Here is a 15,914-nt window from a genome sequence, read left to right as displayed (position 1 = left end):
GGGACACCCCGTTGCGCCGTCCCGGTCGCGCGGTCATTCTGCGCCGACCCAAGAGCGGAGCGTGTTTTCAATGTTTCATGCCAAGCGTCTGATCGCGGCCAGCTTTATCTGGGCCGCGAGCGCCGTTGCCTCATCCGCAATCGAACCCCAGGAGTTCATGCTGGACAACGGGATGCAGGTCGTGGTGATCGAAGATCACCGCGCCCCGGTTGTTGTCCATATGGTCTGGTACAAGGTCGGGGCCGCCGATGATCCAGCGGGCCATTCCGGCATTGCGCATTATCTTGAGCACCTGATGTTCAAGGCGACGGACAGTCTGGAAGAGGGCGAGTTCGACGCGACCGTGCAGGCCAATGGCGGCACGCATAATGCCTTCACCGGCTGGGACTATACCGCCTATCACCAGCGCGTCGCCGCCGACCGCCTGTCGCTGATGATGGAGATGGAGGCCGACCGCATGGTCAACCTGCGTCTGGACCGCTCGGACTGGCTGCCAGAGCGCGACGTGATCCTGCGTGAACGCGGGCAGACGCTGGAATCCAGCCCCGACCGCGTGTTCAGCGAACAGATGCGCGCGGCACTTTATCAAAACAGCCCCTACGGGCGCCCCATCATCGGCTGGCGCCATGAGATGGAGCAGCTGACCGGCGACATAGCCACCGACTTTTACCGCGTCCACTATGCGCCCAACAACGCCATCCTTGTCGTTGCGGGCGACGTGAACCCGCAAGAAGTTCTGGCGCTGGCGCAGCAATACTACGGGCCGATCCCCGCCGTTCAGGACATGCCCGAACGCTTCCGCCCGCAAGAGCCGCCGCAACTGGCCGAGCGTCGCATGACCATGCACGACGCCCGCGTCGGTCAGCCCTATATGAACCGCCTCTACATCGCGCCCCAACGCCGCTCGGGCGATCAGCGTCAGGCTGCGGCCTATACCATGCTCGCAGCCCTTCTGAGCGGCGGCTCGGCCACGTCGGTTCTGGACCGCGCGCTGACCTATGACGAAAGCATCGCGGTCAGCAGCTGGGCCAGCTACAACGGCAATGCGCTGGACGGCGGCACCTTCAGTCTGGGCATCATGCCGGTCGAAGGCGTCAGCCTGCAGGACGCCGAGGATGCGCTGGACGCCACCGTGGCGCAGTTCATCGAGGACGGCATCGACGCCGAACAGCTGGAACGGGTCCGCATGCAGGTCCGGGCCGAAGCGATCTATCAGCTGGACGATACCGCGCAGCGCGCGAACAGCATCGGGGCCGATCTGGCACTGGGGCTGACGCTGCAGGACAACGAAGACTGGCTGCACGTCCTCGAAGACGTGACGCCTGACGAAATCCTCGCCGCCGCCCGGCATCTGGACCGGCGCGAATCGGTGACCGGCTGGCTGATGGGAGTTGAAGAGTGATGCGTATCCTTGCCGCTTTTACGCTGGCCTTCGGCCTGACCGCGCCGTTCACCGCCAGCGCCATCGACATTCAGGACGTGACCTCGCCGGGCGGTCACACCGCCTGGCTGGTCGAGGAGCACTCGATCCCCTTCGTGTCGCTCGACGTGGTCTTTACCGGCGGTGCCGCGCTGGACCCTGCGGGCCGCGCCGGGGCGGTGCAGCTGATGACCTCGCTGCTGACCGAAGGCGCGGGCGATCTGGACGCGCAAGGCTATGCTTCGGCGCTGGAGTCGCTGGCCGGGTCGATCACCTTTGAGGCCGGGCGCGATTCGGTGTCGATGAACATCCGCGCGCTGACTGAAAACCGCGATGAGGTGATCGAGCTGGCGATGCTCGCCCTGACAGAGGCGCAATTCGGCCAGATGAGCATCGACCGGGTGCGGGGCCAGACTGTCGCCTATCTGGAACGCGCGGCGCGTGACCCCAATACCGTCGCGCAGCAGACGTATCTGCAGCTGGGCTATGCCGGGCACGCGTATGCCACCCCGACCGAAGGCACGCCCGATACCGTCGCCGCGCTGACGGTGGATGACATCCTGAACGCGCACGCTGCGGCCTTCACCGCGGACCGGATGTATGTCGGGGCCTCGGGCGACATCTCGGCGGCTGAGCTGGGTGTGATTGTCGACCGGATCGCGCGCGATCTGCCGGTCTCGGACACGCAGCTGCCCGCGTATCACCGCTTTGATGCCCCCGCCGGCGTTACGGTCGTGGATTTCCCCGGTCCGCAATCGGTGATCCAGTTCGGGCATGGCGGGATCGCGTCGGATGATGATGATTTCATGGCCGCTTTCGCGATGAACGAAATCTTCGGCGGTTCCGGCTTTGGCTCGCGCCTGATGGGCGAGCTGCGCGAGACGCGCGGACTGACCTATGGCATTTACACCTCGCTGGCCTCGTCCAAATTCGGCGACAGCTATGCCGGGCGCTTCTCGACCGGGAACGAGAATGCCGCAGAGGCCATCGAACTGGTGCGCGCGCAGTTCCAGTGGCTGGCCGATGGCGGCATCACGCAGGACGATCTTTCGCGTATCCAGACCTACCTGACCGGCGCCTATCCGCTGCGCTTTGACGGCAATGATTCCATCGCCGGTATCCTCGCCGCCATGCAGTTTCAGGGCTATCCGCTGAACTATGTGAACATCCGCAACGACCTGCTGCGCGCCGTCACGCTGGACGATGTGCAGCGCATGGCGCAACGGCTGGCGCAGCCGGACGCGCTGCATTTCGTCGTCGTCGGGCAGCCTGTCGGGGTTGTGACCACCACCCCGTGACGCTTTTCTGGGGGCAGGGGACATGCTATGCCTAGTGGCATGCATGCAACCCGCCCCCATATAAGCCAAACCCTTCCAGTGATTCGACAACTGGACGACACCGCCGCGAATCGCATCGCGGCGGGTGAGGTCGTTGAACGCCCGGCCTCGGCGGTCAAAGAACTGGTCGAGAATTCGCTGGACGCTGGCGCGACACGGGTGCGCGTCGATTACGCGGGCGGCGGCAAGGTGATGATCCGGGTGACCGATGACGGCCACGGGATGGAGGCCGACAGTCTGCCGCTGGCGATGAGCCGTCACGCGACCTCGAAGATCGACGGCTCGGACCTTCTCGACATCCACACTTTCGGCTTTCGCGGCGAGGCGCTGCCCTCGCTCGGTGCGGTCGGGCGGCTGACCATCACCAGCCGTGCCCCCGGCCAAGAGGGCGCCGAGATCACCGTCACCGGCGGCCAGATCGGCCCGGTCCGCCCCGCCGCACTGAACCGGGGCACGCAGGTTGAGCTGCGCGATCTGTTCTACGCCACGCCCGCCCGGCTGAAATTCCTGCGCACCGACCGGTCCGAGGCGCAGGCGATTGCCGACACCATCCGCAAACTGGCGATGGCCGAGCCCTTCGTCGGCTTCACCCTGTACGACACCGACGGCGCGCGCGAGATCCTGCGCGTCGATGCCGAACAGGGCGAGCTGTTCGATGCCTTGGGCGCGCGGCTGGGCCGTCTGATGGGCCGCGACTTTGTCGACAACGCGATCCGCGTGGACATTGAGCGCGACGGCGTGCGCCTGTCGGGCTTTGCCGCGCTGCCGACCTATTCGCGCGGCTCGTCCGTCGCGCAGCATGTCTTTGTCAACGGTCGCCCGGTGCGGGACAAGCTGCTGATCGGCGCGCTCAAGGCCGCCTATATGGACGTGCTGTCGCGCGACCGGCACCCGGCGGCAGTGCTGTTTATCGACTGCGACCCGCATCTGGTGGACGTCAATGTCCACCCGGCCAAGGCCGAGGTGCGCTTTCGCGATCCGGGGCTGGTGCGCAGCCTGATGGTCAGCGGGCTACGGCATGCGCTGGCCGGGGCAGGGCACCGCGCCTCGGGCACCGTGGCGACCGAGACGCTGAACGCGATGCGGCCTGAGGGGATTGCGGCGGGGTTTGAAGCCCAAGCCCCGCGCATCTACCAGATGGATTTCGCCAGCCGCCCCAGCCTTGGCGCGATGCGTCAGAGCTACGCGGCGCAGGCGCCTGAGGGCTTTGCCCCTGAGGCTTTGGCCGAGGCTCCGACCCCCTTCACCGCCGCCCGCGTCGAGCCGGCGCAAGGCCCGACCGACACGCCGCTGGGCGCCGCCCGCGCACAGCTGCACGAGAATTACATCGTCGCGCAGACCCGCGACGGGATGGTGATCGTGGATCAACACGCCGCGCATGAACGGCTGGTCTATGAGCGGCTGAAAAAGCAGGCCGCTGAGCATGGCATCACCGCGCAGGCGCTGCTGATCCCCGAGATCGTGCCGCTGTCACCTGCCGATGCCCAACGCCTGCTCGACCATGCCGACGCCCTGTCACAACTGGGTCTGACGCTGGAACCCTTCGGCGGCGACGCCATCGCCGTGCGCGAGACCCCCGCCGCGCTGGGAACCTGCGACGCGCGCGGGTTGGTGCTCGATATCCTCGATGAACTCGCCGATCTGGGGCAATCCGCCACGCTGGGATCGCGCATCGACGCGGTGCTCAGCCGCATGGCCTGCCACGGCTCGATCCGCTCGGGCCGACAGATGCGCGCCGAAGAGATGAACGCCCTGCTGCGCGAGATGGAGGCAACGCCGATGTCGGGCCAGTGCAACCACGGGCGGCCGACCTATGTCGAGCTGAAGCTGAGCGACATCGAAAAGCTGTTCGGCCGGCGATGACCCTCGATCTGCAAGACCCAATGACGCTGGCCGCGCTTGGCGGTGGGGTGCTGGCGCTGCTGCTGGTGCTGATCCTGTTCGCTGCGCTCAAGGCCGCGCGGGTGGCAGCGCCGCTGTCCTGGCAGATGAGCCAGCTGGGCCAACGGGTGCAGGCAATCTCGGACGGCCAGCAGCATCTGGCGGGCGGGCTGCACCATGTCTCCGACGCGCAGGCGAAATCACAGGCGCAGATGATGGGACTGATGGAGCAGCGGCTGGCTGATGTCGCGGACAGCATGGGCGAGGCGCTTGAGGGCAGCGCGGTGCGCACGGCGCGCAGTCTGGGCGACCTGCACGCGCGGCTGGAAGCCATCGACAAGGCGCAGGAGAATATCGAGAAGCTGTCCGGTGATGTGCTGTCGTTGCAGGATATCCTATCGAACAAGCAGACCCGCGGTGCCTTTGGCGAGATCCAGCTGCACGATATCGTCGGGCGCGCGCTGCCCTCGGACGCCTTCACCATGCAGGCGACGCTCTCGAACGGCAAACGCGCTGATTGTCTGGTGCATCTGCCCAACCCGCCCGGCCCCATTGCCATCGACGCCAAATTCCCGCTGGAACCCTACGAGGCCCTGCGCAACGCCACGACCGAGGCCGAACGGCAAGAGGCCCGCCGCCAGATGCGCGCCTCGATGCGCAACCACATGAGGGCGATTGCCGAAAAGTATATTATCGAGGGCGAGACCGCCGAGGGCGCGTTGATGTTCCTGCCCTCGGAAGCGGTCTATGCCGAACTGCATTCCAACTTTCCCGATCTGGTGCGCGAGGGCTTCGCGCTGAAGGTCTGGACCGTGTCGCCCACCACCTGCATGGCCACGCTGCACACCATGCGCGCGGTGCTCAAGGACGCCCGCATGCGTGAGCAGGCGGGGGCGATCCGTCGCGAACTGGCCGAGCTGTGCCGCGATCTGGAGCGGCTGGGCGGGCGGGTCGAAAATCTGGACCGGCATTTCGCGCAGGCCGCCAAGGACGTGTCGGAGATCCGCATCTCGGCGGACAAGGCAGGGCGGCGCGCACGGCGGCTGGATAACTTCGACTTTGAAGAACTGTCGCCCGACAGCCCGGCCCCACCGCTGCGGGTGGGCGGGTAGGGGGCTTTCCGCCCCCTCTTCGGCGTTCGCCGAATTCACCCCCGAGGATATTTCCGGACAGATGATGTGACCTGCGTCCCGCGTGAAGATGTTACCGGGCAGGCCGCGGCACCCTTGGACGCGGGCGGCGTTTGTTGGTAGATTCGGTTAACATTTGACAGGAGTTTTCATGCGCCGATTTCTTGCCGCTGCCGTTACCGCCCTTTGCCTTTCCCCCGTTGCCGCACAAGCACAGGCCAGCTGCGGTGGCAGCTGGTCCGGTTTTATCGACGGCGTGAAACAGGAAGCCGTGCGCGGCGGATTGCCGTCATCGGTCGCGGATCAGTTCTTTGGCCGGTTGCGCCAGAACAGCACCGTGCTGAGCCGCGACCGCGCGCAGGGGTTCTTTCAGCGCCCGTTCATCGACTTTTCGCGCTCGCTGATCAGCCAGAGCCGGCTGGACCGCGCGCGCCAACTGCTGTCGCAACGCAGCGCGCTGTTTCAGGAGGTACAGCGCAGCTATGGGATCAACCCCGGGGTGATGCTGGCCTTTCTGGCCTTCGAGACCGATTTCGGCGCGTTTCAGGGCGATATCAACACCGCCGACGCGCTGGCAACGCTGGCGCATGACTGCCGCCGCCCGCAACTGTTCCGCCCGCAGCTGATCGCGATGGCCGAGCTGTACCGCCGCGGCGATCTGGACCCGGCGACGACGCAGGGCGCCTGGGCCGGGGAGATCGGCATGGTGCAAATGCTGCCGCGCGATATTCTGACCTTGGGCGTCGATGCTGACGGCAACGGGCACGTGGATGTGCGCGGCTCGATGCCTGACGCGGTGATGACCGGCGCCGCCCTGCTGCGCCACCACGGCTGGCGGCCGAATGAGCCGTGGCTGGTCGAAGTGTCGATCCCGTCGAACCTGGACCTGAGCCGCACCGGGCTGCGCACGCAGATGAGCGTTTCAGACTGGGAGCGGATGGGCGTGCAGGCGCGGGGCGTGTCGATGCCATCAGGCCGGTTGTCGGCCTCGGTGATCCTGCCGCAGGGCCATCGCGGACCGGCCTTCATGATCTTTGACAATTTCCGCGTGCTGTTCGAGTGGAACCAGTCCTTCACCTATGTCGTGACCGCCGCCTATTTCGCCACAAGGATCGAGGGCGCGCCGATCTATGACGCGGGCAACCCGCAAGAGGGTCTGGACCAGAACGGCATGCGCGCCTTGCAGCAACGCTTGCAGGCGCGCGGGTTTGACGTCGGGGCGATTGACGGCATTCTGGGGGCTGGCACCCGCGCCGCCGTGCAGGACGTGCAGGGCCAGCTGGGTCTGCCCGCCGATGGCTGGCCCACCGCAGAGCTTCTGCGCCGCCTCTGATCCGACGGCCCGTGACAAACCCGCTGACCGCCGCGCTTTCTTCTTGCGAGAAAGCGCGGCGTTTCCGTATGGTTTGACGACAGAAATAAACGATTTCTCGGGGAGAGGTACGCTATGGGACGCCGTGACGATCTGATTGCCAAATATGCCGATGACCTGCGCAATAAATGCGGGATGGAGCCGGATATGGCGCTGCTCACCAAGGTTACGATTGGCTGTGGCCCGTCGATCTATGACGCCGACGCCTCGACCGTCGCCGCCAGCCAGCCGGGTGAGCTGGAAACCGTCAAGGAAAAGTACCTGATGAAGAAGCTCGGTCTGGCAGCCGGTCCGGCGCTGGATGAGGCGATTGCAGCGGTGATCGAGACCTATGGCAAATCCGAGCGCAACAAGTACCGCGCGGTGGTGTATTACATGCTGTGCAAGCATTTCGGCAAGGAAGCCGCCTACGCCTGACCTGCCCCTGGCCCGTCGCATTTGAGCTAAATGCGGCGGGCTAAATCTTTGCCATGCGCACCGCGCCGTGTCAGGGTTGTTTCATGGACCAGGATGGTCCGGGACATATCCAGGTTCACGTGTGGTGCGAAGGGCACGTGGGAGATGGGGGTTCCGGGCGACTGGAGCCCCCCATTGATTTTCCCCTTACAGATCCGCGAAGCCGAAGGCGTCATAGTCCCGCCGATAGGCGATACGCACCAGATCGGTGATCTCTTCGTCGATGAGCGCAGCAAGCGGCAGACCCGGCTCACTCTCGGATCCCAGCTCTGGCGCAGGGCGGCCCATACGGCGGGCGAGGGTGGTCAGGTCTTCGGCCAGTTCCTCTTCGCGCAGGATCAGGTCCGGGGTGATAACCTTGGTGTAGCCGTCCAGCAGCGCCGCCTGACTGGCCCACATCGGCCAGGGCTGCAGCCCGGTCTGACCCGAGACAGACGCGGCACAGAACCGCAAGAACGCCTTGAACGCCGTGCGCTGTTCGTCCAGTGACAGCGAGCCCCCTTCCAGTGACGCACCAAACAGCCGCTGCATATGCTCGCGCACGGCGGTGAAGTCGCCGGTCAGCACCTTGCGCTGAAACACCCAATAGGCGCGTTTGAGCGGGTGGCGCAGCACGGTGAAGCTGCGAAAGCCCGGATGCGCGCGACGCCATTGGTCCAGCCGCCCCTCGTCGAAATCGCGCGGCAGAGCGCCCGGCGGCACCCCGTCCAGCGCGGCCAGCCAGTCGATCACCGAGGCCTCGGGCGCGCCGCGCAGGGGCAGGAACAGCAGCGGCACCTGCGCGCCCGCGTGGATCGCGGGCAGCGTCGGGCCGCGCCGGACCTCGAAATTCGGCGTGCGGGTCAGGTCGAACCGGTCAATCCGTGCCATCGCCTGCGCGACGGCCTGCGGGTTGGTCAGCTTCTGGTCCAGTGGCTCGGGGTTTTGCTTTTTCAGCGCGCGGGGCAGTTCGGTGATCACCGAGGCCACGCCCAGCCAACGCGCCAAACCGTTGAGAACGCTCAGATCATTGGCGTCGTCATAGCCGATATAGAACGCGCTTTGCCCGGTGGTTTGCAACAGGTTCAGGATCTCGATCTGTGTGCCCTGAACACGGGCCAGATGCTGCTCGAAATCGGCCGCATCAAACGTCACCTGCGTCTGTTTGCGGTGCTTCACATCGCCCAGTTTCCACTGGTTCGTCGCCGCCGCGATCTTGCGCGAGACATAGCTGTCCAGCGGATTGCGCGTCAGGACGATCTTGGCGCAGGCCGGATCGGCCAGCACATGGTCCCAGATCCGCCGGTCGTGGTCATGGAACAGCCGGAAACCGACCATCCGCCCCCCGCCCGCACGCACGGCCATCATCAAGGGCCAGGGGTCTTTCTCGCGCTCGGCGAAGCTGATGCCTTTGAAAGTGTCGGTGCCCGGCTGATTGATGAAGAACGGGTTGAACAGCTCACCGTGGCATTCGATCCCCTCAAGGGCATTGAGATTGGACTCCAACAGGTTGGACCCGGTCCGCATTTCAGCCAGAACAACAAAATACTCATACGCCATGGGTTATTTCATCCGGTGCGAGGGGTCGGGAGAGACAGGCGTCTGCGGGAAATCCCCCATCAGCACCGGCTGCATGCCCTGATTGCGCAATTCCTGCAGGAAGCTGCCGAAACCGCCCAGATCAACCATATCGGGAATGCGGATCAGCCGGGCCTGCGCGTGCGGGGCGATTTCGTCGAACAGCATGTGCAGCGGCTCGGCGGGGTTTTCCAGAAACTCGGCCATCGTCCAGATGCGGATACGCGCGCGGGTCTGCGGGCTTTGCAGGACGTCCAGCATCGCGGTCTCGATCCGCTGCAACCGCGCGGCCTCGCGCCGGAGTTGCGCAAAATCACCGCCCGAGCGGTAAAGCGGCACCGCCCAGGCTCCCGAGATCACCGAGATCTGCGCGTTGGAATCGGTCGCCATGAAGCGCAGCAGGTCGAAATCCTTGCCCTGCGTATCGCCGGGGCCGAACTGAAAGCACTGCCGCTCGCCGCGCGTGGCCCACAGAAGGTTGGTCAGAAAGGCGCGCGGATTATAGTCGCGCAGGGTCGCGCTGTCGCTGAGGCCGCCGGTAAACACCCGTTCGCGCCCGGCAAACTGGACCTTGCGCGGGGCAAAGAGGTGGCCGTGCACGCGGCACTGGGCAACGGCGGCCAACCAACCCTCAAAGTCCTGAAACACCTCGGTAAAGCCCTGAAACACTGAATAGGGCTCGGCCGTTTTGCCATTTTCGCGGTTCCTGACCGGAAACCGGCTGGCCATATAAAGCCCGGCGCGCCCGCGCACCCGCTGCTCGGTGGCGCGGGCGAAATGGCGGTCGATGCGGCTGGGTTGCGGCTCGGCGTCGCTGGGCGCTGCGTCACGCGCGGCGAGGAAATGCTGATACAGCCGGTCCGACCCCGCCCAGATCTTGCGCGCCATGAAACAGTCCGACCGGCGCAGCAGCTGCAAATGGTCATCGTAGAACACATGCGGTTTGCCCTGATGGTCGAACTTGCCCAGCGTCAGCGTGCGGCTTTCGATCCGGCGGGCATGCAGGCGCACGAGCGTCTGGAAATAGCTTTCGTCAGGGATCCAGACGCGCTTGAAATACCGGTCGTAGGGCCCGCGCATCGGATCTGTCAGGATCGCGTTCAGCGTCTCACGGGTCAGGCACCACCATTGCGAGCCGATGTGCGGCACGATGCCATCGGGAATGTCGCGCTTCATCCGCAGCAGGCGTTGGCCATCAACCAGCCGGTCGAACAGCCATTTGTTGCGCTTGAACCCGATGGGAAACCACAAGGTAAAGCGTTCCTTGGACAGCCCGCCCTTGGTCCAGTTCACATCGCCCACATTCACCGATTCGATGAAATCCGTGTCGGGGTGGCGGGCCAGCCACGCCTCAAGCTCGCTCACCGGGCGCAGCGGCAGGCAGGCGCCGGACATCGCATAAACCCGCTCGACCCCCGGAAACTGCGCCAGCATCTGCTCGGCCGCCGTCTGCATCGCCGCCACCAGCGACCACGTGCCCCAGTCGCAGCGATGCCGCTTGCTGAACCGCACGTCGGGCAGATCGGTCAGCGCCTGTTGCAGACCCTGAAACGCCTTCGCCGGGGTGCGGGCATCGACGTGGATCACCACCGGATTGCCACCCTGCGCCACAAAGCGTGCCACCTGCGCCACGCGGTCCAGCGCGGTATGGGCCAGCAGGATGAACCCCAGCTTCTCGCTCATGCCCAGTTCCCCTTGGACATCAGCCCCATGATTTCCAGCTGCCGCCAGTTGATGAAGCGCTCGGACCATTTGGTCCACAGATCGGTGCCGTCCTCAAGCCCCTCGGCATAGGCCTTATACTCGCGGCTGTCGGCATAATGCTCGCCCCGCGCCATTTCTTCGCGCGCCTTGCTGGTGAGCGTCGCCAGAAACTTGGCATGCAGCAAACAGCCCGACGCCTTTTCGCCGCCGTAGGTGTCATAGGTCAGGTTCAGCCCGCGCGGCAGCAGCATATGGGTCGAGCTGACATAGGCATAGCTGCGGTCCCATTTGACCAGCGGGATCTTGTTCAGCGCCGGCGCCGCCTTGGGCGTATCGGCAAAGAACCCGCGCGCGCGCGGCCCGCCCTGAATCCACAGGTTACGGTACTGGTGGTTGCGGGTGATCGCGTAATTGGCGTTGTCGAACCAGCTGGCAATTTCCAGCGGGTTCTGCCCCTCGATGCAGGGCTGCGCGTTCACCGGTCCCTTGGGGTAGACGTCCAGCAGCAGCGTGCCAAAGCTGCGCAGCCCGGCGTCGTCCAGCCAGTCGGTCAGCGCGCGCAACGGGCGGGTATCGCAGAACGGGTAAAGGAAGAACTCGTCCACATCGACCACCAGCGCCCAGCGCCCATGCGCATAGCGGCGCAAGAGCGCGTTCATCCAGTCCATGCCAAAGCGCGAGGCCTTGTAGCTGGCCGTGGTGCGCCAGACCGAAACATCGGGCTGCGCGCTCAGGTATTCCGCCGAGCCGTCGTCCGATCCATTATCCACGATCAGAAAATGCTCGACGCCCAGCGCGCGGTAATACGTCAGGAAATACGCCAGCCGGGATTTTTCATTGCGCAACGTGGCGAACAGCAGAATGCTGGTCTTGCGCAACTGGTGGGTACGATCCGCGAGCGGTGCCAGCTCTCGCCGCTTCAACCGGGCGCGCAGCTGCCAGCGCTTGCGCATCAACCGCAGGCGATATGACGTCAGAAAACCCACGCAACTACCCACACAACACTGCCTGTTCCCTTGGGAATACCCCGGACCGAATCAGGATCAAACCGAAAACTTGTCATCGGACCGTCACCCCCACCCGCCGCGCGACATCAGCCCTTCGGCCTCAAGCTGCCGCCAGCCGCGATAGCGCGAGGCAGCCGGGGTCCACAGATCCGGCGACGTGATCAGTGCGTCGTAATAGCGGTCGAAAGCGCCCGGTTCGCCGAAATGCTGGCGGCGGGTCTTTTCCTCTGCCGATTTCGCGCCGATGCCCGGCAGGAATTTGGTGTGCAGCAACACGCCCGATAGTTTCTCGCCACCGTCGGTGTCGTAAACCCGGTTCAGCGGGCGCGGCAGCAGGGTGTGGGTCGAGTTCAGATACACATAGCGCCAGTTCCATTTGACCAGCGGCACCTTGGTCAAGGTCGGCCCCCTCTCGGGTGTATCACCAAAGAACATCCGCCCGCGCGGCCCGCCCTGTATCCACAGCGCCCCCAGCTCGGGTTTGCGCGTGATGGTGTAATTGGCGCTGTCGTACCAACCCAGCACCTCGACCGGGTCTTGCCCGGCGCGGTAGCGCAGACTGTCCAGCGGGCCCTTGGGATAGAGATCGAGCATCAGCGCGCCGAAGGCCTGTTCACCCTCGCCCTCCAGAAACGTGGTTAACGCAGGCAGCGGGCGGGTGTCGTGATGCGGATAGACCAGCAGCTCATCGGCATCGACGGTCAGGCACCAATGCCCGTCGCCATGGCGCATCAACAGCCCCTGCAGCCAGTCCACGCCAAAACGCGAGTCGCGATAGCTGGCCGTGGTGTGCCACAGCGATACATCCGGCTGCGCGCCCAACAGCGCGCGGCTGCCGTCGTCGCTGTCATTATCCACCACCAGAAAATGCTGCACACCCAAGGCGCGGTAATGGTTCAGGAAATAGGGCAGCCTCTCGGCCTCGTTTCGCAGCGTGGTAAAGGCCAGCACGTCCCCCGGCCTGATCGCATCCGTCCGATCCACCAGCGCACTCAGTTCCCGCCGTTTGCGCAGCGCACGCGCCAGCCGCAGCTGCCTGCGCCGCCGCCACTGATACGCTGTCCAAAGATCGAGAACCTTGCCCATCACACCCCTGTTGCGCTTCATCTTGCCTTAAATACGCGCGGGGGTGAATTCGCGAATGCGAAGAGGGGGCAGCAGGCCCCCTCTGTGCGATCTCAAAGGCAGCACAGTCGCTTATTCAGCAGCCTGACGCATCGCCATCATGTCGTAGATATAGTCTTCCAGCTCGTCGCGCAGGTCGGCGCGGGCCAGACCGAAAGCGATGGTCGCCTGCAGGAACCCGGCTTTCGAGCCGCAGTCATAGCGCTGGCCCTGGAACCGGTAGCCATAAACGTTGTTGTGGGCTTCGATCTGCTGGGCAATCGCGTCGGTCAGCTGGATCTCACCCCCGGCACCGGTCTGCTTGTTGTCGAGCGTTTTCAGCACGTCCGGGGTCAGGATATAGCGGCCAATCACGGCCAGATTGGACGGCGCGGTGCCCGGCGCGGGCTTTTCGACCATGCCTTTGACCGGCAGAACAGGGCTGATCGATGCGGGCACATCCAGCACGCCATACGAGCTGGCCTTGTCGGCGGGCACTTCCATCGCCGCAACCATGTTGCCGCCGGTTTCGGCGTAAGCCTCGACCATCTGCTTGAGGCAGGGCTTCTCGGCAGCGATCACATCATCGGGCAGCAGCACGGCGAAAGGCTCGTCGCCGATCAGGTGACGGGCGCACCAGACAGCGTGACCCAGACCCAGCGCCTGATTCTGGCGGACATAGGCCAGCGCGCCGCTGTCCATGTTGGTGGCGTTCAGGATTTCCAGAAGGTCGGTCTTGCCCTTGGCGCGCAGCGAGGCTTCCAGCTCGGGTGCACGGTCAAAGTAGTCCTCAAGCGCGCCCTTGCCGCGCGAGGTCACAAAGATGAATTCGGTAATCCCGGCGTCGCGTGCCTCGTCGATCGCGTACTGGATCAGCGGCCGGTCAACCAGCGTCATGATCTCTTTCGGAACGGCCTTGGTCGCGGGCAGGAAACGGGTGCCCATGCCGGCTACGGGGAAAACGGCTTTGGTAACTTTGTTGCGCATCTGAGGTTCCACCTTGCTGTCCTTGGCGGTGCTTCTGCCGCCCACAGACACTTGATGCCGGTGAAACTGGGCGCGTTTGTGGCCCGATATTGTGGAATTATTGGTGAATTAAGGACAGAATCCCGGCCAATGCCGCTTTGCAGCGTGAATCAGCCGGGATTCGACACCTCAGCGCAGAATCACCCCGGGCGAGAGCACCAGAAAGAACGGGTTCTCATAGCCCGCCTTGCCATAGGTCAGCGGCGAATGGTCATCAAAGCGCAGCACGACACCACCTGCGCCCAGCACGACAGCATGCCCCGCTGCTGTGTCCCATTCCATCGTACGACCCAGACGCGGATAGAAATCCGCCTCACCCGTGGCCACCAGACAGAACTTCAGCGACGATCCCGCGCTTTTGGCGTCCTTGACGGTATAGCGGTTAATGTAGTCATCCGTTGCCGCATCGCGGTGCGATTTCGACGCCACGACCAAAAGCGCGTCATTGTCGGGCTTTGACACCTGAATCGGGGTCAGGACACCGGCCGTTTCGCCAAAGGGTGCGGCCTCTTCCACACTCGACCCATCGGCGCGCGTATAGAACAGCCGGTCCTTGGCCGGTGCATAGACCACGCCGCGCACCGGCACACCGTTTTCCACCAGCGCGATATTCACCGTGAAGTCGCCGCGACGCTGGACGAATTCCTTGGTGCCATCCAGCGGATCGACGATGATGAAGCGGTCCGCCTGAATGGCGTGCGATTCAGACAGCTCTTCGGTCACCACCGGCACACCGGGAAATGCCTTGGCCAGTTCAGCGCGAATCAGCACATCGGCGGCTTCGTCCGCTTCGGTCACCGGCGAGTTGTCGGACTTGGCACGCGCCTCGAAATCGGGGCGGGCATAGACCTCCATGATGACGTCGCCGGCCTTGAGCGCGATGGCGCGAAAAATGGTCTCAATCTGTTGATGCAAATCTGCGGACATGAAATCGCTCTTTCTGGGGGGCCGAGTTGATCGGGTTCGCCTTTCGCCTTATCCTTGCCACAGCCCGGGGTGCAAGCTTACCCACCCTTATACCGGCAAGGAATCGCGCCGATGCTCAGTAATCGCAGCCAGGACTCGGGACTGGCTTCGGCCTTCACCATTCTTGAGCTGATTTATCACTCGGCCGTCCGGTCCGTGCGCAACGCGCATGGCAACGCGCTGATGGGCCTGTTGCTGAACATCGTGCAGACGCTGATGCTGGTCGGCGTCTTTTACCTCATGTTCTTTTTCATGGGGCGCACCAGCGCGGGCATCCGCGGCGATTTCCTGCTGTACCTGATGACCGGCGTGTTCCTGTTCATGTGTCACGTCAAAGCGATGGGCGCCGTTGTCGCCTCTGAGGGGCCAACCTCGGCGATGATGAAACACGCGCCGATGAACACCATCGTGTCGATTGGCGCCGCCGCGCTGGGTGAGCTTTATGTGCAGATCCTGTCGATGACCGTGGTGCTGTTCCTCTACCACGCCGCGTGGCAGCCGCTGGTGATCTATGATGTGCTGGGCACGCTGCTGATGATGTTGCTCAGCTGGTTCTCGGGCGTGGCGATCGGCATGATCTTTCTGGCGGCGAAACCGTGGTCGCCCAAGACCATCGGCCTGCTGGCGCAGGTCTATTCGCGGGTGAACATGTTCGCCTCGGGCAAGATGTTCGTGGCCAATTCGCTGCCCGGTTTCATGCTGCCCTATTTCAGCTGGAACCCGCTGTTCCACACGATCGATCAGGCGCGCGGCTACGCTTTCCTGAACTATAACCCGCATTACACCAATGTGGTCTATCCCGTGGCGATCACCTTTGCCGCCTTGCTGATCGGGCTTATGGGCGAGTTCTACACCCGCCGCCGCGCGTCGATCAGTTGGAGCGCGAAGCACTGAACGGGTCGTTGGCGCGACTGTGAAGGCGCGCCGCATGCAAACACAGCACGACGCCGGAAT

Annotated in this window: 13 protein-coding genes; 7 read left to right on the top strand and 6 right to left on the bottom strand. The window is 64.3% G+C overall.

Features of this window, described 5'->3' with window-relative positions; all coding sequences use genetic code 11:
* Positions 1-70 precede the first annotated feature (70 nt).
* The 6 genes from OKW52_RS03185 (at position 71) to OKW52_RS03160 (ending at position 7,557) form a co-directional block, all read left to right on the top strand.
* On the top strand, positions 71-1,402 hold the full coding sequence (locus OKW52_RS03185) for a M16 family metallopeptidase (protein WP_264504422.1): 1,332 nt from the start codon (positions 71-73) through the stop codon (positions 1,400-1,402).
* Positions 1,402-2,718, top strand: coding sequence for a M16 family metallopeptidase (locus OKW52_RS03180; RefSeq protein ID WP_264504421.1), 1,317 nt, complete (start codon positions 1,402-1,404; stop codon positions 2,716-2,718). The genes OKW52_RS03185 and OKW52_RS03180 overlap by 1 nt, the downstream gene beginning before the upstream one ends.
* 39 nt (positions 2,719-2,757) lie before the next feature.
* Complete coding sequence (gene mutL / locus OKW52_RS03175; RefSeq protein WP_264507646.1) at positions 2,758-4,620, top strand: DNA mismatch repair endonuclease MutL; 1,863 nt, start codon at positions 2,758-2,760, stop codon at positions 4,618-4,620.
* The gene (locus tag OKW52_RS03170; protein ID WP_264504420.1) at positions 4,617-5,750 is read left to right on the top strand and encodes a DNA recombination protein RmuC; all 1,134 of its coding nucleotides are present in this window, start codon (positions 4,617-4,619) and stop codon (positions 5,748-5,750) included. Before mutL ends, OKW52_RS03170 begins: the two co-directional genes overlap by 4 nt.
* 169 nt (positions 5,751-5,919) lie before the next feature.
* The gene (locus OKW52_RS03165; protein ID WP_264504419.1) at positions 5,920-7,101 is read left to right on the top strand and encodes a lytic murein transglycosylase; all 1,182 of its coding nucleotides are present in this window, start codon (positions 5,920-5,922) and stop codon (positions 7,099-7,101) included.
* A gap of 114 nt (positions 7,102-7,215) precedes the next feature.
* Positions 7,216-7,557, top strand: a complete 342-nt coding sequence (locus tag OKW52_RS03160) for a DUF2853 family protein (RefSeq protein WP_127106464.1) — start codon at positions 7,216-7,218, stop codon at positions 7,555-7,557.
* A gap of 186 nt (positions 7,558-7,743) precedes the next feature.
* Here OKW52_RS03160 and OKW52_RS03155 read toward each other — a convergent pair whose 3' ends face one another.
* The 6 genes from OKW52_RS03155 to cysQ all read right to left on the bottom strand — a co-directional run bounded on the left by OKW52_RS03155 (position 7,744) and on the right by cysQ (position 14,921).
* The gene (locus OKW52_RS03155; protein WP_264504418.1) at positions 7,744-9,135 is read right to left on the bottom strand and encodes a sulfotransferase family protein; all 1,392 of its coding nucleotides are present in this window, start codon (positions 9,133-9,135) and stop codon (positions 7,744-7,746) included.
* 3 nt (positions 9,136-9,138) lie between these two features.
* The gene (locus OKW52_RS03150; RefSeq protein WP_264504417.1) at positions 9,139-10,836 is read right to left on the bottom strand and encodes a beta-1,6-N-acetylglucosaminyltransferase; all 1,698 of its coding nucleotides are present in this window, start codon (positions 10,834-10,836) and stop codon (positions 9,139-9,141) included.
* Positions 10,833-11,843, bottom strand: coding sequence for a glycosyltransferase family 2 protein (locus tag OKW52_RS03145; RefSeq protein WP_264504416.1), 1,011 nt, complete (start codon positions 11,841-11,843; stop codon positions 10,833-10,835). The genes OKW52_RS03150 and OKW52_RS03145 overlap by 4 nt, the downstream gene beginning before the upstream one ends.
* An 84-nt stretch (positions 11,844-11,927) precedes the next feature.
* Positions 11,928-12,950: a glycosyltransferase family 2 protein gene (locus tag OKW52_RS03140; RefSeq protein ID WP_264504415.1), complete on the bottom strand. Its 1,023-nt coding sequence runs from the start codon at positions 12,948-12,950 to the stop codon at positions 11,928-11,930.
* Between the two features lie 111 nt (positions 12,951-13,061).
* Positions 13,062-13,955 (bottom strand): UTP--glucose-1-phosphate uridylyltransferase GalU, encoded by an 894-nt coding sequence (gene galU / locus OKW52_RS03135; RefSeq protein ID WP_264504414.1) that lies wholly within the window; start codon positions 13,953-13,955, stop codon positions 13,062-13,064.
* A gap of 168 nt (positions 13,956-14,123) precedes the next feature.
* Positions 14,124-14,921 (bottom strand): 3'(2'),5'-bisphosphate nucleotidase CysQ, encoded by a 798-nt coding sequence (gene cysQ / locus OKW52_RS03130; RefSeq protein ID WP_264504413.1) that lies wholly within the window; start codon positions 14,919-14,921, stop codon positions 14,124-14,126.
* Between the two features lie 111 nt (positions 14,922-15,032).
* On the opposite strand from cysQ, the gene OKW52_RS03125 reads away from it, so the two are divergent.
* Complete coding sequence (locus OKW52_RS03125; protein ID WP_264504412.1) at positions 15,033-15,854, top strand: ABC transporter permease; 822 nt, start codon at positions 15,033-15,035, stop codon at positions 15,852-15,854.
* Positions 15,855-15,914: the final 60 nt, after the last annotated feature.

It is taken from the genome of Pararhodobacter zhoushanensis (assembly GCF_025949695.1).
Taxonomy (GTDB): Bacteria; Pseudomonadota; Alphaproteobacteria; order Rhodobacterales; family Rhodobacteraceae; genus Pararhodobacter; species Pararhodobacter zhoushanensis_A.
The sequence above is the reverse complement of the archived record's forward strand: the minus strand, read 5'-3'. Positions and strand labels throughout refer to the sequence as shown.